Origin of the sequence: Simiaoa sunii (genome assembly GCF_014337175.1) — a bacterium.
Lineage (GTDB): Bacteria > Bacillota > Clostridia > Lachnospirales > Lachnospiraceae > Acetatifactor > Acetatifactor intestinalis.
Genome location: NZ_CP060633.1, coordinates 467,791 through 485,958 on the forward strand (window position 1 = coordinate 467,791; position 18,168 = coordinate 485,958).

The 18,168-nt window shown below is 44.0% G+C and carries 18 protein-coding genes and 2 pseudogenes; 16 read left to right on the top strand and 4 right to left on the bottom strand.

What is annotated here, in order from left to right:
• Positions 1-77 precede the first annotated feature (77 nt).
• From asnS to H9Q77_RS02230, 3 genes are all read left to right on the top strand, one after another.
• Positions 78-1,469 carry an asparagine--tRNA ligase gene (gene asnS, locus H9Q77_RS02220; protein WP_022153662.1) on the top strand — a complete coding sequence of 464 codons (1,392 nt, stop codon included), beginning with the start codon at positions 78-80 and terminating at the stop codon, positions 1,467-1,469.
• Positions 1,470-1,643: 174 nt separating this feature from the next.
• On the top strand, positions 1,644-2,897 hold the full coding sequence (locus H9Q77_RS02225) for a C40 family peptidase (RefSeq protein WP_249326462.1): 1,254 nt from the start codon (positions 1,644-1,646) through the stop codon (positions 2,895-2,897).
• 337 nt (positions 2,898-3,234) lie between these two features.
• A complete protein-coding gene (locus H9Q77_RS02230) occupies positions 3,235-4,233 on the top strand; it encodes a DUF5688 family protein (protein WP_249326463.1) in 999 nt (332 codons plus the stop codon).
• A 103-nt stretch (positions 4,234-4,336) separates the two neighbouring features.
• On the opposite strand, the gene H9Q77_RS02235 is transcribed toward H9Q77_RS02230, so the two are convergent.
• On the bottom strand, positions 4,337-4,576 hold the full coding sequence (locus H9Q77_RS02235; RefSeq protein WP_022153659.1) for a hypothetical protein: 240 nt from the start codon (positions 4,574-4,576) through the stop codon (positions 4,337-4,339).
• A 574-nt stretch (positions 4,577-5,150) separates the two neighbouring features.
• Here H9Q77_RS02235 and H9Q77_RS16705 point away from each other — a divergent pair.
• The 9 genes and pseudogenes from H9Q77_RS16705 to H9Q77_RS02285 all read left to right on the top strand — a co-directional run bounded on the left by H9Q77_RS16705 (position 5,151) and on the right by H9Q77_RS02285 (position 12,127).
• Positions 5,151-5,744 (top strand): annotated as a pseudogene (locus H9Q77_RS16705) (DUF6591 domain-containing protein).
• 199 nt (positions 5,745-5,943) lie between these two features.
• Positions 5,944-6,069 (top strand): annotated as a pseudogene (locus H9Q77_RS17005) (sporulation transcriptional regulator SpoIIID); the annotation flags it as partial.
• A 138-nt stretch (positions 6,070-6,207) separates the two neighbouring features.
• A complete protein-coding gene (locus tag H9Q77_RS02255) occupies positions 6,208-6,987 on the top strand; it encodes a sugar phosphate isomerase/epimerase family protein (protein WP_249326465.1) in 780 nt (259 codons plus the stop codon).
• Between the two features lie 485 nt (positions 6,988-7,472).
• On the top strand, positions 7,473-7,673 hold the full coding sequence (locus H9Q77_RS02260; protein ID WP_148446281.1) for a hypothetical protein: 201 nt from the start codon (positions 7,473-7,475) through the stop codon (positions 7,671-7,673).
• Positions 7,674-7,822: 149 nt separating this feature from the next.
• The gene (locus H9Q77_RS02265; RefSeq protein ID WP_148446392.1) at positions 7,823-9,136 is read left to right on the top strand and encodes an AAA family ATPase; all 1,314 of its coding nucleotides are present in this window, start codon (positions 7,823-7,825) and stop codon (positions 9,134-9,136) included.
• A gap of 2 nt (positions 9,137-9,138) precedes the next feature.
• A complete protein-coding gene (locus H9Q77_RS02270) occupies positions 9,139-9,786 on the top strand; it encodes an RloB family protein (protein ID WP_176864981.1) in 648 nt (215 codons plus the stop codon).
• Positions 9,779-9,919 (top strand): hypothetical protein, encoded by a 141-nt coding sequence (locus tag H9Q77_RS02275; protein ID WP_249326466.1) that lies wholly within the window; start codon positions 9,779-9,781, stop codon positions 9,917-9,919. Before H9Q77_RS02270 ends, H9Q77_RS02275 begins: the two co-directional genes overlap by 8 nt.
• Positions 9,920-9,997: 78 nt before the next feature.
• Positions 9,998-10,249 carry a sporulation transcriptional regulator SpoIIID gene (gene spoIIID / locus H9Q77_RS02280; protein ID WP_022153310.1) on the top strand — a complete coding sequence of 84 codons (252 nt, stop codon included), beginning with the start codon at positions 9,998-10,000 and terminating at the stop codon, positions 10,247-10,249.
• Positions 10,250-10,357: 108 nt separating this feature from the next.
• Positions 10,358-12,127, top strand: coding sequence for a hypothetical protein (locus tag H9Q77_RS02285; protein WP_249326467.1), 1,770 nt, complete (start codon positions 10,358-10,360; stop codon positions 12,125-12,127).
• A gap of 79 nt (positions 12,128-12,206) precedes the next feature.
• On the opposite strand, the gene H9Q77_RS02290 is transcribed toward H9Q77_RS02285, so the two are convergent.
• A complete protein-coding gene (locus H9Q77_RS02290) occupies positions 12,207-12,350 on the bottom strand; it encodes a hypothetical protein (protein ID WP_022153308.1) in 144 nt (47 codons plus the stop codon).
• 293 nt (positions 12,351-12,643) lie between these two features.
• Here H9Q77_RS02290 and H9Q77_RS02295 point away from each other — a divergent pair, with 293 nt between their 5' ends.
• The gene (locus tag H9Q77_RS02295; protein ID WP_249327121.1) at positions 12,644-13,870 is read left to right on the top strand and encodes a UTP--glucose-1-phosphate uridylyltransferase; all 1,227 of its coding nucleotides are present in this window, start codon (positions 12,644-12,646) and stop codon (positions 13,868-13,870) included.
• 173 nt (positions 13,871-14,043) lie between these two features.
• Positions 14,044-15,060, top strand: a complete 1,017-nt coding sequence (galE, locus tag H9Q77_RS02300) for a UDP-glucose 4-epimerase GalE (RefSeq protein WP_022153306.1) — start codon at positions 14,044-14,046, stop codon at positions 15,058-15,060.
• A 71-nt stretch (positions 15,061-15,131) separates the two neighbouring features.
• On the opposite strand, the gene trhA is transcribed toward galE, so the two are convergent.
• Positions 15,132-15,782, bottom strand: coding sequence for a PAQR family membrane homeostasis protein TrhA (trhA, locus tag H9Q77_RS02305; RefSeq protein WP_154495556.1), 651 nt, complete (start codon positions 15,780-15,782; stop codon positions 15,132-15,134).
• Between the two features lie 159 nt (positions 15,783-15,941).
• The gene (locus H9Q77_RS02310; RefSeq protein ID WP_118546618.1) at positions 15,942-16,208 is read right to left on the bottom strand and encodes a hypothetical protein; all 267 of its coding nucleotides are present in this window, start codon (positions 16,206-16,208) and stop codon (positions 15,942-15,944) included.
• Positions 16,209-16,505: 297 nt separating this feature from the next.
• Between H9Q77_RS02310 and H9Q77_RS02315 the strand changes: the two genes are divergently transcribed.
• Complete coding sequence (locus H9Q77_RS02315) at positions 16,506-17,180, top strand: GTP pyrophosphokinase (protein ID WP_118546647.1); 675 nt, start codon at positions 16,506-16,508, stop codon at positions 17,178-17,180.
• Between the two features lie 377 nt (positions 17,181-17,557).
• On the top strand, positions 17,558-18,160 hold the full coding sequence (locus tag H9Q77_RS02320) for a hypothetical protein (RefSeq protein WP_249326468.1): 603 nt from the start codon (positions 17,558-17,560) through the stop codon (positions 18,158-18,160).
• The last annotated feature ends 8 nt before the right edge of the window (positions 18,161-18,168 follow it).

The following is an 18,168-nucleotide window of genomic DNA, read 5'->3' on the forward strand; positions in this document are numbered from 1 at the left end:
CGAACAGTATGCGACCGGCGAATAGGATGCGGGCCGGTTCAGATAGAGCACGTCGCAGCGTGCGGATAGGAAAGATTATGGAATTAACAGACATCAGAGAACTTCATCGGGAAAAAGACGTCTATATCGGCAAGGAGATCACCGTAGGCGGCTGGGTAAGGAACAATCGTGACTCCAAGAACTTCGGTTTCCTGGTGATCAACGACGGAACTTTTTTTGAGCCGTTACAGGTAGTATACGGCGACGGACTGGAAAATTTCCAGGAGATCTGCAAGATCAATGTCGGTGCAGCTGTTGTGATCCGCGGTACCATCGTGGCTACCCCCGAGGCAAAGCAGGCATTTGAGATGCAGGCAGCAGAAGTGATCGTGGAAGGACCTTCTACTGCAGATTATCCTTTACAGAAAAAGAGACACTCCTTCGAGTATCTGCGTACCATTTCTCACTTAAGAGCACGTACCAATACTTTCCAGGCAGTGTTCCGTGTCAGATCCTTGATCGCTTATGCGATCCATACCTTCTTCATGGAGAGAGGCTTTGTCTATGTGCATACCCCTCTGATCACCAGCAGTGACTGTGAGGGTGCCGGTGAGATGTTCCAGGTAACGACTCTGGACATGAACAATGTGCCTAAGACCGAGGACGGAAAAGTAGATTACACACAGGATTTCTTCGGCAAACCGGTAAATCTTACCGTAAGCGGACAGCTGGATGTAGAGACTTATGCTTTTGCATTCAAGAACGTATATACTTTCGGTCCCACCTTCCGTGCGGAGAATTCCAACACCACCCGTCATGCGGCTGAGTTCTGGATGATCGAGCCGGAGATCTGTTTTGCAGATCTGAAGGATGATATGATTCTGGCAGAGAGCATGTTAAAGTATGTCATTCGTTACGTATTGGAAAATGCTCCCGAAGAGATGGCATTTTTCAACCAGTTTGTAGATAAGGGACTGATTGAGAGATTACAGCATGTGGTAAATTCTGATTTCGGTCATGTAACCTACACTGAGGCGATCAAGATCCTGGAGAAGCACAACGATGAATTCGATTACAAGGTATTCTGGGGATGTGATCTGCAGACCGAGCATGAGAGATACCTGACGGAGAAAGAATTCAAGAGACCGGTATTCGTAACCGATTATCCGAAGGAGATCAAGGCGTTCTATATGAAGTTGAATGAAGACGGCAAGACCGTAGCAGCTATGGACTGCCTCGTACCCGGTATCGGCGAGATCATCGGCGGCAGCCAGCGTGAGGACAACCTGGAGATCCTGGAGAAGCGTATGGAAGAGCTGGGACTGAACAAGGAAGATTATCAGTTCTATCTGGATCTGCGCCGTTACGGCTCTGCACGCCATGCAGGCTTTGGACTGGGCTTCGAGCGTTGCGTAATGTATATCACCGGAATGGGCAACATCAGAGATGTTATTCCCTTCCCTCGTACTGTAAATAATTGTGATTTGTAATATATCCGGAGTAACGTATCATTTTGAAAGATATGCGTTGGATGCTTGCATACATAAGCATATCTGACAAAATGTATGTTACGAAGTAACCACATGAGCAAAAGGCAAGCATCGCAGATGCGATTTTGCGAATGGGGTACTCCGGATATAGGGAAAATGGAGTATTAGATATTTATGAAAAAAACAACCGCTGACAGAAAAGTGAATAACGTGAAGAGAAGACTTGTGAGTGCTCTTCTTCTGGCAGCGGTAACGCTGACTGCCACCGGCTCCGTCTGGGAATCTCCTGCGGAGACGGTACAGGCGGCACCTTCCATGGGTGAACTGCAGAACAGAATCAACAATCATCAGAACCAGCTGAATAACATCAACAGCCAGATCAATTCCTTACAGGATGAGCAGGATCTGGTGCAGGAGAAGATCGATGACCTGAATGCAGAGATCATCAACACCATGACCAGTATCGGTATGAAGGAAGATGAGATTGCCGAAAAGGAGACGGAACTTGCCGACAAGCAGGTACAGATCGATCAGACTCAGGAAGAATACAATATTGCCAAAGAAAAGGAAGAAAAGCAGCACAATGATATGATCACCCGGATGCGGATGATGTATGAGAACGATTCTTCGGAGAATTACGTGAATCTTCTGTTGCAGGGCGGCGGCTTAAGCGGCATGCTGAACCGCATGGATTTCGTGGAGAGTGTCTACGAATATGACCGCCAGAAGCTGCAGGAATATGAGGAGACCAAGGAACAGGTGCTGGCACTGTGGAATCAGCTCGAGGAAGAGAAGACGCAGCTCCAGGCGGATAAAGACCAGCTGGAGGCTGATAAGGCAGATCTGGAAAGCCAGAAGTCTGAGTTGGATGTCATGCTGGCGAAGAAGAAGAAGGAATCTGCTAACTTCGATGCGGAGATTAAAAAGGCAAAGCAGGAGGCTTCCGTGGCAAAGGCACTGCTGCAGCAGGAACAGAAACAGTTAAAACAGCTGCAGGCACAGGCACAGCGAGGCAACACCGCAGCGGCTACCGGAAGCTACACGACCACGAATTATACTTCTGTGATCGACAATGCATCCGGCAGCGATATGGGTAAGCGGCTGGCAAAATATGCCTGTCAGTACATAGGCAATCCTTACGTGGCGGGAGGCACCAGCCTGACCAATGGTGCAGACTGCTCCGGATTTACCTTCCGGATATACAGTGACTTCGGTTACAGTATTCCCCGTACTTCCTATGAGCAGAGAAGCTGCGGTACCGGTGTGGATTATAGCAGTGCACAGCCGGGAGATCTGATCTGTTATGATGGACATGTGGCAATGTATATCGGCGGAGGATTGATCGTACATGCCAGCACCCAGCGTACCGGCATTAAGGTCAGCAATGCAAATTATCGTCCCATTCTTGCAGTGAGACGGGTTGTGTAGCAGACAGTCGGATATATTTGAATATTTGACATTAAAAAGCCTTGTTTTCATGGAAAGCAAGGCTTTTTTCTATGTGCGCCTTGCGGCGCACGTTTCTGAGCCCACCCGTTAGTGAAAATAAACAAAAGATATCATTGGTAAAAACGCATATAGACAAAGCGGGAACGCTATGATAGTCTGTAGTTATTCAGAGCCATATGTTTTCATTTCAGAAAAATGAGCATTCTTAACAGACCATTCGGTCGGAATTTCCAATTTTTTTGAACGATTCTTTTTATTTTTGTACGCAAATTCAGGAGAATTTGCAGAACAGACTAATTTTGAATATGGGGGATAAATGACATACGAAGAATTTAAAAAAGCATTGTGCCGGAACGTGCAGAATATGGAGACGGCGCAGAATAAAACAATACGCCTTTTGGAGCGGCAAATGATTTGCTCGGATCCCATGGCAGTGCATATCATGAGTGTTATGAATCGCCATATGTATGGAAGAGAGAATATTCTCATCCGGGAAGATATGTTATGTGCCATGTGGAGTTTAAAAAGGGAAGAGCAGATACAGTACTGGCCGGTACGACCGTTATACGAAAGATACAGACAGGAAGGGTGGCAAAGTATTCTGCCGGAGATCTCAGCAGGTCTTGAAGAATCAGATAAGAAAAAAGATGTGTCGTTTACAGAGGAAAGTCTGAGTTATGCTGTCTGCAGAGGTCATATGAGGATACAACCAGTAAATTTTGAAAGACACAGGCACACGCTTGAAAATGCAATCCATCGTAAGATTGGAGATATTGCACTGGTACTTCAGCTGATTATCTGCGAAGGGAACCCAGACAATCTGACAATGCAATTATCCCGCAACAGGATAATGACGTGGGAACGGACAGAGGATCAACTGATCATGGAAGCTTTTATGAATAGTAGCCGTAAAATGCCGCCGAGACTGTACCTGGGTAGTGACAGACGCCCCGGGTTCCCTTATTATGAGGGTGTGTTCCTCCCGGATGAGAAGGGGCGGCCGACAAAGATTGCTCCATGGAATCCTATGGAGGGAAGGACTGGATACCTCCTGACCACAACAGGACGGATCAACGGAGCAGCAGCTTTTTTTTATCCTGGGGTTAAAGATATTCTTGCGGAAAAAATGCGTGGCGATTATTATGTAGTATTCCCAAGTCTGCATGAGGCAATGATTCATCCGGTAGCCTGCGTCGATGCAGAGGAAATCAGAACATCTGTGCAACACATCAATGCCATTTATGGAGAAGAAGAGATGTTGTCGGACAGAGTATTCTGCTATCGCAGGAACCGGAGACTGCTGCAGCTGCTGTAAAATTGACCTGTGATAGAAAATAAAAATTCCATGCTATCAACTAAAAACTGCCCGGATATTTCTGAGAACGAAGTATCCGGGCAGTTTTTGCTATAAAGATTTATTATATACTGGGATTTTCCATTAAAAATTGCATGAACTTGCCTTCATCTTCCCTGTCAGAACAGAACAATTCAAGCTCATCCCCATGCTGTCCGAGCAATGCAGCAATGGCAATGTACTGGGAAAGCTTACTCTTTAGATTAAAAATATCACCGTCTAAGGATCTTAAAGTTACGTCCCCCTTACAACTGTCGACAATAGAAAGAAACTCATTTACCTGTTCGATTTTTGTTAATTTCATGAAATGTTCCTCCTTTTCTTATACAGTCATTTGACCGACAAGCGTACTATTTTGCTAATATTATACGTATTTTAAACAGAGAATGCAAGAGATTCTTTGGCATGCGTGTCAGCCAGGCAGGAGCGTAAAATTCGCGAAAAAAACATTCCCTTAAAGGGAAGAAAGGGAATATATCCGGTTCTTCCAAATAAAGCCTTTGACTGCACATTACGTGCAGCTTTAGGCTAGAAAGGGAAGGTAAAAAATGGCATGACATTACGGGAAATCTGTGAAACCCTTGGGGTATCCAGAAGGGCACTGCAAGGGTATGAAAAGGCAGGACTTGTAATAGCGTCAGGTCGAAAGAAGCTATGAATAAAGATAACCTTATTGAAAAAGGTGTCTTCCGTTGACTATATAATAAGTGTAGTGAGTTGTAGTTGATGTCCTGGATGATCCCATATCCTATAACGGATCGTTGACACAACTTTGATTCTACCAAATAAGAGAAAATAAAACAGAGCGTAAAAACGCAACATTACAGGAGGAAATCGATCGTATTAAAGGATGTAATTCCGGAACCGCAGGATATCTTCTGCCGGAACCTTCTTCCACAACAGGTAAATTTAACTATGAGCATGATACGAACTTCTCTGTGTATGTGGGAGATACCACCAGGGAAGAGTATGAGGAATATGTAACAGACTGTTCCTACTATGGCTTTGATGTTGATTATGATAAGGGAGAAAACTATTATAGGGCTTATAATGAAGACGGCTATTACTTATCTCTGAGCTATGAAGGCAATAATATCATGCTGATCCGCATTGATGAACCCCAAAAAGGCGCAGAAGCGGCAGCAGGAACAGAAAATGTGACAGAAGAGACTGCGAAGCAGGAAGTGGAAGAAACTGTAGCAGAATCCAGGACAGAAGAAATTGCCACAGAGTCAGAAACCGAAGAACAGCAGCCTGCCATGGATTCAGATACTTCTACTGTCTGAGAGGATGGAATGCGTAAAGATTATAAAGAGGCAATGGACAGCTATGAGGAATTTATGAATGAGTATTGTGATTTCATTAAGAAATTTGACCAGTGGGGCGGCGAGGATCTGAATGATGCAGAATTTGCGTACTATATGGAGGTTCAGACAAGAGCATATGAGAGACTTGCGGAAGCCGCATATTAATCATGTTAATCATGCTGAAAATCCATTTCTCATCCGGGATAGCAGCAAGAAGCTGTTTATCTGTCAAGAACGATAAAAAAATAATTGTGAATAAGCGGATGATATGGGGATGCAAAAACTTCTGAAGTAGTGCCAATCCCTATCATAACCCCTCAGATACTTTCATACACTGTAAAAAAGTATCCTGAGGGGTTTTCTTTTGAAAGACTATATTGAAGAACGAGCTATTGGGATAGCCAACTATATCATCGACCACAATGCCACAGTGCGGCAGACAGCGAAAGCGTTCGGCATCTCGAAAAGCACAGTACATGCGGATGTAACAGTACAGAACGATACAAAAGTAAAATCATATGGAGAATTGAATAGAATTGAAACAAGGGCACTCTCGGGTAGATATCAGGGAGTGCTTTTGTTATAATGAAATCAGGTAACCTTGAGTATTGGTGAGGGAAGATAGAAAATGACAGGAATATATGATTGCTTTGGTTATGGCTCGGGATATGATGTCTCTTTTGAAGAAAGGTACAAATTGATTAGAAAATCGGGATTTGATTGTGTAATGTTGTGGTGGAGCAATCAGTTTGGCAGAGGAGACGGTTATCAAGAGGATGTAAGATTAGCCAGAAGAGCTGGTTTATTTGTAGAAAATATCCATGCGCCTGTGCATGAGCAGAATAATCTGTCACTGGATAATTTGAGTGGTGAAGGCGTATTTCAAAGTTATCTACAATGTGTAGCGGATTGCTGTGAATATGATATACCGACCATGGTGATACATTTGCCAAATGATAATAATCCTTTAAATCAAACAGGAATCAGACGGTTGGCAGAACTTATAAACAAGGCAGAACAAAAGAATATTCAGATTGCTTTTGAGAATTTAAGTAACATTAAAAATTTGAAAATAGTTTTAAATAAATTCACTTCAAATAATGTAGGCTATTGTTATGATAGTTGTCATCATATAAATTATGCACCGGATGAAGATTTGTTGGGAATGTATGGAAAACGGCTGATGGCAATTCATTTACAGGATAACGGCGGTAGCCATAATCAACATCAATTACCATTTGACGGCAATATTAATTGGGATACAGTTATGGAGAAAATTGCCTGTACAGGATACCGGGGAGCTACAACTTTAGAACCAATGAATTGGGATTATTCTCATTTAAATATTTGTCAGTTTTTGGAATTGGCTTATGAAAGGGCAAAAAGGCTTGATTACTTGCGAAAATAATGTAGGTGATGAAAGGATGGAAACAGACGGGGAGTTCAATCAGATTTCTGATTGATTCTGAGGGTTTGGGAGATACTCCCAACAAGCAAAACTGCATTTTGTGTGTACAAATGCACTGCTTGCCAAGTTGTGAATATAGAATTGATTGTAAACTTGAATTTAGAAAAAACAAGGCAGAGAAGAGGATGTTGATCATAAAAATGTATGCGGATTAGAATTGAGACGCTTGAAAAGGTTTAGTAACATAAAATCTTTTCAAGCGTTTTCTTTCACTTTTACGGCTTTGAATGGAATATGATGTAGTCAGGATCGGTGTAATTTTTGAAAAAGTATGGTGGAAATGGACAAAAGTCCAGTATTTTGGGAACGTAATTTAATTTCAAGTGGATTATGCTTAGATTAAATAAAAGGTCTGGTCTAATCTAAGAATCCTTCTCATAGTATGGGAGAGAAGGACAGGCGAGGTAAGGGGGTGTAGCTTTCGCTTGAAACGGACGAAATTAAATTATCGTTTTCATAATCCAAATTCAGCGGAAGATACTGCAGATTTCCTATGCAAACTTTTAATAGAAGCAAATGTCGGGAAGGTAGAGAGGGCAATAGAGGAGGCTGCATTATATCCAGAGAGCAAAGATTACATATTAGAGAACTTATCGGAAAATAAGGAAAAATTATGTGTGGGGTAAGAGGAGCAAGGTGAGAGCCTTGCTTTTTGCTTTGATATCTAAAAGAAATGAATAATCAACACTTAAATGAGAAAAAATCACGTTTAAGTGTTGATTATTTTAAAAAAATGCATATAATAAAAAATAGAAAAGAAGATGAGGTAGCAATTATGTTGATACAATTTAATTTTAAAAATTTTAGATCTTTTAGAGAAGAAGTAACTTTGGATTTGTCTGCCACTAAGATGACAGAATTTTCTGAAAGAGTTGTGACCATCGGAAGTGAAAAGATACTGCCGGTTGCTGCCATTTATGGAGCAAACGCAAGTGGCAAGTCAAATATATACAGTGCATTTGAGTATATGGCCGAGTATGTAGTGGATTCTTTCAAGTACGGAGATGAGGAAGAGAAGTTTGAGGAGTATAGACCTACTCCGTTTTTGTTTGATTCCACGTCAGCAGATGCAGAGTCCAGTTTTGAGGTCTATTTCACTATTCCTGGAGATAAGAACGAGAGGACATATAATTATGGATTCTGCGTTGATCAGGAAGGTGTAACAGAGGAATGGTTGAACTCTAAGGCTAAGACAGCCAGAAAGTACAGTACAGTATTTTATCGTGGAAATTCTGACAATGAATTAGATTTATCAGGCTTGCCGAAGAACAGCAGGGATAATATAAAGATTGCGCTGGAAAAGCAGGTGTTGATTGCTTCTTTAGGAGCTAAGTTAAAAATTAGCAAATGTAAGGCAATCAGAGACTGGTTCTTGATAAATGAATTTGCAGATTTTGGTGATCCGGTTACTAACTTTTTCTTATCGCGTAGATTGCCAAGAGGCTTTGTGGATGATAAGAACGTTCAGCAGAAGGTTGTGGAATACTTTGCGTCTTTTGATGAACATATTAAGGATTTTCGGGTAGAAAAGGTTCCGAGTGATGGTGAATCAAAGGAAGAAAAATATAAGATTAATGCGCTTCATAAGAAGATTGATTCTGATGAAATGGCAGAGATACCATTAGGTGCAGAGTCAGCGGGAACATTGAAGATGTTTGCTCTTTACCCGGAATTGCAGGAAGTATTGGAAAAGGGAAGCGTATTTTTCATTGATGAATTAAATGCTCGCCTGCATCCGCTTTTGGTAAGAAACTTTCTGCTTACATTCTTAAACCCGAATATTAATGTTAACCATGCGCAACTTGTATTTACAACGCATGATACCTGGCAACTTTCAAATCAGTTGCTGCGTCGTGACGAAATCTGGTTTGTTGAGAAGGATGATCGAGGTGTTTCAACATTATACTCCCTTGCAGATTTTGTGGATGAGGATGGAGTGCGTATTCGCAAGGACGAAAGCTATGAGAAGAATTATCTGATTGGTAAGTATGGTGCCATTCCGACTTTAAAGAGTATTGATATGTTTAAGGGTGCGGGGTGTCCGGGGGACATTGGTTCAGCACCGACCGAAGTGGAACGGAGAGATTGAGCATGGCAAAAGGGGATAGAACAGGGAACAGAAAAACAAGAGAGCAAAGAAGAACAATCAAAGTACCGGAATTGGGATATTACTTGATCGTTACAGACACAGAAGGGACAGAACGTTGCTTTTTTACAGGATTGCATCAATCTTTGCCAGAAGAAGTTAGAAACAAACTTGTCATTAAAGTCGTAGAAACAAAGACAAGAAGCATGATTGATAAATGCCTGGAGCTAACAGCTTATGAGGCGCAATATCGTATTCCTTGGATTGTGTTTGACAGAGATCAAGTGATAGGATTTGATGAAATTATTTCCGAGGCAGAGAAAAAAGGTATACAAGTAGGATGGTCAAATCCGTGTTTTGAAATATGGATGTATGCTTATTTTGGTGCAATGCCGGCAATTCAAGATTCATGGACATGCTGCTCTGAGTTCGGACGAGTATATGAGAGCAAGACGGGACAGAAGTATTCCAAGGCAGATGAAAAGATGTATGGAAAAATCAGCAATGCCGGTAATGAGGAAAAAGCAATACGGATAGCACAGCAAAAGCTGGAGCAATGCGAACGAGAAGGCAAAAAGAAACCATCAGAGATGTGTCCGGGGACGACGGTACATAGGTTGGTGGGGGTGATTAGAGGAAAAGCAAATGGATAATAAAATACGAAAAAAATCAGATATAGAAGGAGTAGATGAACTTTATGAACACCTTGCCGAAGGTATCAGTAGCATGAAATCCGGTGAAATATATACTATCGATGAAGCCTGGCAGGAAATTGACCAACTATAATGAAATCAACCCCAATCCCTATCATAACCCCTCAGATACTTTCATACACTGTAAAAAAGTATCCTGAGGGGTTTTCCTTTGAAAGACTATATTGAAGAACGAGCTATAGGGATAGCCAACTATATCATCGACCACAACGCCACGGTGCGGCAGACTGCCAAGGCCTTCGGCATCAGTAAGAGCACGGTACATAAGGACGTGACGGAGCGGCTGGTGCAGGTGAATCCGTCGTTGGCGAAGCAGGCAAGAAAGGTTCTGGATATCAACAAGTCTGAACGACATATCCGGGGCGGACTGGCTACCAGAGAAAAATATCTCCATCAGCACTAGATGTTCGGGCAGGCAATAGCTTCTGTACGGGAAAATATCTTGAAATGACTGATGACACCTTATATAATGAATACATATCACGTATTACATTTGTGAGGGGAGAATACGATGGCAACAGATTTTTTGAATGAGGCACGGAGAGAGATCGAAGGACGGACAGAAGACTTTTATGGGGCACTGAAAGCCTTCTATCAGGGAAATGCAAAAGCAGAGCAGACCCTGATGGAACAGACGACACAGCCCTTCTGGCAGAGCCTTTGCTTAAGTGGGAAAAGATTACAGCAGCGGGACCTGACGGTGGATATGGAGATGCAGGAACCGGTGCGACCGGCGGATTACGATGGCCCGAAAAAGGACGGCTATGATTACACCTGCCATCGGACCAAAGCTGTGAAGATGAGACGTACCTATTACCGTAAAGGGAAAAAAATCGCGACCCTGAAGACACCGGAGATCGTGGAAGCCAATTTTTTGAAAGCGGATGTGCAGGGGGATATGGCGATCTGCCCAAACTGCGGTCATGAAGGAAAATTATCCAGCTATATCGATGGCTGTGATGCCTGTGGAGCAAAGTTTCTGGTCAGTGATTTCGAGACGAAGGTATCCGGCTTCTCGTTGGAAGAGGACGCAAGGCAGAAAAGCATTTCCAACTTTATCAAAGCCGGAGTGACGGTAGGAATCGTAGCGGTTGCCCTTGCACTGCTGGCAATCTGTGCGGGCGGCATTATGTTTTTACTGCTGGCTTTGGGGAGAAATGGTTATAACGCGGTCAAAGCGGCAGCGGCAATGATGCTTGGTATCGGATTTGCCCCGGTGTTTTTCCGATCTCTGTTTTTCATGGCGATCATATTCGTAGTAATGATTGTTGTAATGGAGAAACATAGAAAACCGAAAATTCAGGACGAGTCAAAAGTAAAGGCTCTGATCCCACAATTTTCTACAGGTAATTTCCTACAGAATCTGGAGTACCAGCTACGGATGATCCACATGGCAGATACCGCAGAGCAGGTGCGCTTTTTCGCGGTCTGTGATCTGACAGGTACTGTGGAGCGGTATCAGAATGTGGTGGATTGCTGTATCTGCGGCGTACGTTTTTTGAAAGCGGAAGCGGTGGAGGACCGGTACAGGCTGAGCGTGGAAGTGAAAATGCGCCTGACGCAGGATACGGGTAGTAAAATTCGCAACCGCTATGAGAAACTGCGGCTGGAACTGGAAGGCAGACAGGAGATCGTGACACAGCATGGCAAGGCACTTCGGGAATATAAATGCCCGAACTGCGGTGGCAGTGTGGATATCTTGGGCGGCGGAGTATGTGACTATTGTAATGCAGCAGTGGATTACCGGAATTTCGGCTGGATCATCACATCCTATACGAATCTGGGACGGCCGGAGAACCCCTATACCAAAATACTGGCAGCAGCCCTGGGCATCTACGGAATTATCCTGGCTTTCAGCCTGGTGCTCATGATCTGTTCCGAGGACGGAAAAGAAACCCTGGAGATCTGGCAGAGCATCGGCAGGTCATCGGAATACCTGGAAGCCGTGAAGCAGGATGTTGTATATCCGGATGATGTGCTGGAAGGTCTTGCGGAGACGGACAGTGAGGAAGGCAGATTTGCTTCCGCGAAGACCTATGCCTGCGGAGACAGCGAGGCAGTAAAAGAAGCTTATTACGAAGCCCTTTTAGAGAGTGGATTTATCGAGCTACAGCAGTATCCGGAAGGATTTGCTGTATATAAGATCGAGGATCCTTCAGAATATACCGTGGATGAAGAAGAGGAGATGTTCTATCTGGTGATCTGTGCAGAAAATGCACCGGAGGGAATTACAGTAACTGCGACCTTGGTGGATGAAAATTGGGACCCGGTGCAGGAGTAAAACAGAATACGTGAATACGACAAGGGACCCGGGCGAAAGCTTCCGGGTCCTTTTTAGGGGGAAAGTGTTTGTGGTTAGCTTATTGGGTGAGAGGAATTCTGTGGACCACCCTGCGATAGAGCTTCCACAGGAGCACAGCAGGGAAACTGATTGCCAGATATGCTGTGGATAAAAGTCCGGTAGCACCGCCTACGATTGCAATGATTAAAATTCCAATATTCATAATGAATTCCTCAACTTTCTGTCATTCTGCAAAGCATTCGATGAAGCTTTTAAAAAACCTCACATACCGTATTATAGTAAACAGATCTCCCCGGGTGAATAGTTTTGCCAGACCCTTAACACTATTTTGTCGGGTTATTTACAGAATCTTTGCAACACATTTACAGAATCTTAACGGGTGGAAACGATCCCGGGAGTTAGGTTTGCAATAGTAGGGAATATCAAGTATAATAGAGAAAAATTGACTGTTGCTGACAAATGACAGTTTAAGAAAATGGGAGGTAGAATATGAGTATGACACTGGAACAGGCTAAGGAGAAGCTTGCAAAGTATGGTCAGGAACATGTTCTGAAGTATTACGGGGAACTTACCGAAGAAGAGAAGCGGGGGATTCTGGATCAGATCGAGGCTACAGATATGAGCATTCTGGAAGCTTGTAAGCACAAGGAGGATCTGGCGAAAAAAGGAGTGATCACTCCGCTTGCTGCAATGCAGTTAGATGAGATTGAGGCAAACAGAGAGAGTTTCACGGCGACTGGTATCGAGGCGATCCGTCAGGGGAAGGTAGCAGCGGTTCTGTTAGCAGGCGGCATGGGTACCAGATTAGGCTCCGACAATCCCAAGGGAATGTACAATGTGGGACTGACCCATGAGCTGTATATTTTTGAGTGTCTGATCAATAATCTGCTGGAAGTCGTACATCAGGCAGATGCATGGATCCATCTGTTCGTAATGACCAGTGATAAAAATAACGATGCCACTATCACCTTTTTACAGGAGCATGACTATTTCGGATACAAGGCGGAGTATGTGCACTTTTTCAAGCAGGAGATGGCGGCGGCTACCGATTACGAGGGTAAGATTTATCTGGAGGAGAAGGGCAAGTTGTCCACCTCTCCCAACGGCAACGGCGGCTGGTTCATTTCCATGAAAAATAACGGCATGCTGGATATCGTACATAACGAGGGAATTGAATGGCTGAATGTATTTGCCGTGGACAACGTCCTGCAGCGTATCGCGGATCCCTGCTTTATCGGTGCTACGATCCAGAGAGGCTGTGTCGTAGGCTCCAAGGTGGTCCGCAAGAATGCGCCGGATGAAAAAGTAGGCGTTATGTGCTTAGAGGACGGCAGACCTTCCATCGTGGAGTACTATGAGCTGACCGATGAACTGATGAATGCGAAGGATGAGAAGGGCGAACCCGCGTATAACTACGGAGTTATTCTGAATTATCTCTTCAAAGTACAGGACCTGGAGAAGATCATGGAAGAAAAAATGCCCCTGCATATTGTAGAGAAAAAGATCCCGTATCTGGATGAGAACGGAGAACCGGTGAAGCCGGAGACTCCCAACGGCTACAAATTCGAGAGCCTGGTACTGGATATGATCCACCAGATGGACAGCTGCCTGCCCTTCGAGGTAGTCAGAAGAAAAGAATTCGCCCCCATCAAGAATAAAACCGGTGTGGATTCGGTGGAGAGTGCAAGAGAACTGCTCGTTGAGAATGGCGTTGTGCTGTAAACATTTCGACAGCTTTTCACAACATAAGGTTATTGAGGAAACAACAGAATTACAGTAATCTGATACTGTAAGAAACGAAGAAATAGTCTCATCCGGATCTGATAGATGAGAGATCGTGCGGTCGCAGCAGTGAACAAATGGTATTGTCCGGTATGCGGCGGATAGGAGAGAGTATGAGAATTTTGGTAACAGGTGGTGCCGGATTCATCGGCAGTCATACCGTGGTGGAATTACAGCAGGCAGGCTATGATGTTGTTGTATTGGATAATCTCTGCAATGCAAGTGAGAAAGTGATCCCCAGAGTAGAAGCCATCACCGGCAAAAAGGTTCCTTTTTATAAGGCAGACATTCTGGATCGTGAAGCGCTGGAGGAGATCTTTAGCAAGGAGCAGATTGATGCAGTCATCCATTTTGCAGGACTGAAGGCAGTCGGCGAGTCCGTACAGAAGCCCTGGGAATATTACGAGAACAATATTGCAGGTACATTGACTCTGGTAGATGTTATGAGAAAACACGGTGTGAAGAGCATCATCTTCTCTTCCAGCGCTACCGTATATGGTAATCCCGCATTTGTCCCCATCACAGAGGAATGCCCCAAGGGACAGTGCACCAACCCTTACGGCTGGACCAAATCCATGCTGGAGCAGATCCTGACCGATATCCAGAAGGCAGATCCCGAATGGAACGTGATCCTGCTTCGTTACTTCAACCCGATCGGAGCACACAAGAGCGGCACCATCGGTGAGAACCCCAATGGTATCCCCAACAACCTGATGCCTTACATCACACAGGTGGCAGTTGGCAAGCTGAAAGAGCTGGGTGTCTTCGGTGATGATTATGATACCCCCGACGGAACCGGCGTGCGTGATTACATTCACGTAGTAGACCTGGCAAAGGGTCATGTGAAGGCTCTGAAGAAGATCGAGGAGAATGCGGGACTGAAGATCTACAACCTGGGAACCGGCGTAGGCTACAGCGTTCTGGATATTGTGAAGAACTTTGAAGCAGCTACCGGTGTGAAGATTCCCTATGTGATCAAGCCCCGTCGTGCAGGCGATATCGCTACCTGCTATTCCGATGCTTCTCTGGCAGAGAAGGAGCTTGGTTGGAAAGCGGAGAATGGCATCAAGGAAATGTGTGAAGATTCCTGGAGATGGCAGAAGAACAATCCCAACGGATACGAAGAATAAATAAAACTTAGAAGACCGTATGGTAAAATACCACACGGTCTTCTTTTTGTATAGCGGTCACATTACTGAGATCATGCGACATACAGATACATGAAGATAAAGTGGCAGATACTTCCGCCCATGACAAATAAATGGAATACTTCGTGGGAGCCGAAGAACTTATGCTTTGCATTGAAGATCGGCAGCTTCAGGGCATAGATGACACCGCCAACGGTGTAGATGATGCCGCCCGCCAGCAGCCACAGGAACGCAGGCGCTGACAGGGTCTTAAGCAAAGGTCCGAATACCAGAACACATACCCAGCCCATGGCAATATAGATCACGGAAGAAAACCATTTGGGACAGGTGATCCAGCAGGCTTTTACCAGCATGCCGACAGCGGCGATACCCCACACTAGGGCAAGCAGGGTATAACCTAATTTTCCACCAAGCACGATCAGACATACCGGAGTATAGGATCCGGCGATCAGTACGAAGATCATCATGTGGTCCAGCTTACGAAAGACACGCAGACTTCTTCCGGTGAGGTCTACGGAATGATAGGTGGCACTGGCGCCGTACAACAGGATCATACTTCCCATAAAGATTGCCATTGCCAGGAAATTCTCCCATCCGGATTGGATTCCGGCCTTGACTAACAGCGGAACAGTTGCGAAAACAGCCATCATCATGGCAATAAAATGTGTAATGGCACTTCCGGGTTCTCTGATTGTGATCTGCATAATATACTCCTCCTTTTTAGAACATTCTATCCGCAAAACAGATGTATTATTCATTAGAATAACAGCACATGCTTTTGTAAACTTCTATACGTAGTATTCAATACTACATCTAACAAAGCAAATACTACCGCAGAAAAAAGGAAAAGTCAATAGCAATTATCAGTCTTCTTCGATTACCTGTATTTCCAGATAGTCGAAATCAATAGATTCCACAAAACTGTCCTGGGTAAAACGGGTCTTGTTATGCCGTTTGAAATCAGAAATGTTCAGATCCAGCCAGATGGGCGTACCAAGATCAAACTGATGGCAGACTTTGTCCAGAGAGTGAAAAACTTTATGGGTACGGGTATCATTGCTGCCGTCCTCGATACAAATATCCTTCAGCATATGATTATTTTGAAATATTTTAGCCCACAGACGAAACATGGAAAATCTCCTTATAAACTTATCATTAAGAAATGGTGGTACAAAGGATTCTTTGCTTATAGATTATAATCGCAAGAAGAATTACCTGCAAGTAAAAAGCAATAAAACTGCCCAATCAATCTTAAAAAATGATAAAGGTTTTGTTAAAATTATACATTTTTAAAAGGAGGTATGCTATAATTATCATAAGTACATTTACGAATACGGAATTTTCGTGACGAAAAAGCGTCTATGGAAGTAAGAAATATGACAAAATGGTCGCAGAGCCTTCTGTGACAGAAGAGATTGAGAGGGAATATGGAGTTTAAGGTTGAAAATGGGGATGGAATCGATAGTTGGAAGGAGGTTACGCTGGTATACAGTGCGGCGCTGCGTCAGATGGAGACGAAGATGCAGATCCTGAATGATGAATTCCAGCATGTACATCAGTACAATCCGATCGAACATATTAAGGCACGGATCAAGACACCCGAAAGTATTGTCAAGAAATTGAAACGTTACGGACAGGAATCTACGATAGATAATATGGTAAAGTACATAAATGACATTGCGGGAATCCGCATTATTTGTTCTTTTACGTCCGATATCTACCGGATCGCGGACATGATCCGGGATCAGAGAGATATTAAGGTGATCGCTGTGAAAGATTACATTACTTATCCCAAGGCCAGCGGTTACAAAAGCTATCACATGATCGTAAGCATACCTGTATATTTGTCGGATCGTACAGTGGATACGAAGGTAGAAGTACAGATCCGTACGGTAGCCATGGATTTCTGGGCCAGTCTGGAGCATAAGATTCATTACAAATTCGAAGGAGATGCACCGGAGAATATCAAAAACGAACTGGTAGAATGTGCGCGCATGGTATCGGATCTGGATGCAAGGATGCTGTCTCTGAACGAAGAGATCCTGGCGATCAGCAAAAAGAGAGAAGAGGAAAAACAATTAAATAGCGGAACATCCAAATAATGCAAAAGCTTCCGCTGGTGACATGCACCCCCCATAAAATGAGGAGTGCCCAGACACCTTTCGGCGCCTGGGCTATTATGAAAAAATTTATCTTATATGCTTTGTTATCCGGAAGTCTTATCTCTTCCTTGACCGTAATTAAAGTATACCAATCGATTATGAACAAATTATGAACATGATGTGAAAACTCGGTGAATTTTACGAAAAAGCACAGAAACAGAAAAACAAATTGTACAAATTGCATAAAAACGAACATGCTTTGAAAACGCAGTATTCCTGGGGTTCTGGTTGTAACCGTGGGAGAAACATGGTAAAATAGGAGCAGTTGAAACGGAAAAAGGTTCACATGAGGGACGAATATGTTTGGAGGAAAATGGATGGATACTTTTATGGATAAACTTGCGCAAAAGCTGAATGCCCAGGAGATGATCAAGGCCAACTCCGCAGCGGATGCAGAGGAAATGAATCAGCTGAAGAATCAGCTGCGGGAATATGACGAATGCCTGGCGCAGATGCAGCAGGTCAATAAGGAACTGAGAGCAGTCAATCATGCGATGGAGACACTGATGTCCGAGACGATTGCTCCGGAGGTGACAAAGCTTTCCGAGGAAAGCGTAGCTGCCATTCGCAAGATGCAGCAGGAGAATACGGAAAAGCTGCAGGAGCTGCAGCAGGAATATACCACAAAGCTGGAGGAGATCCGACAGAACACGGAAGAACTGGAGGAATTGCGCAAACATCTGGATGAGAAACTGGACGGAAGTGATGAGAACGTCCATAAGGAATGCGTAAAGGTATACCGCAATGTGCAGGCGGCTGTGGTGGAGGAAAATGAGAAGCAGACCGAAGCGATCGCAGGCAAGATCAAAGAAAGCCTGAACGGTAAATTAAACGGAGTGCTGGGAGTATCGATCGCTGCACTGTTGGTAGCTGCGGCAGATATTGTACTGCATGTATTGAATATTCTTCATATCTTCTAGGAAATACG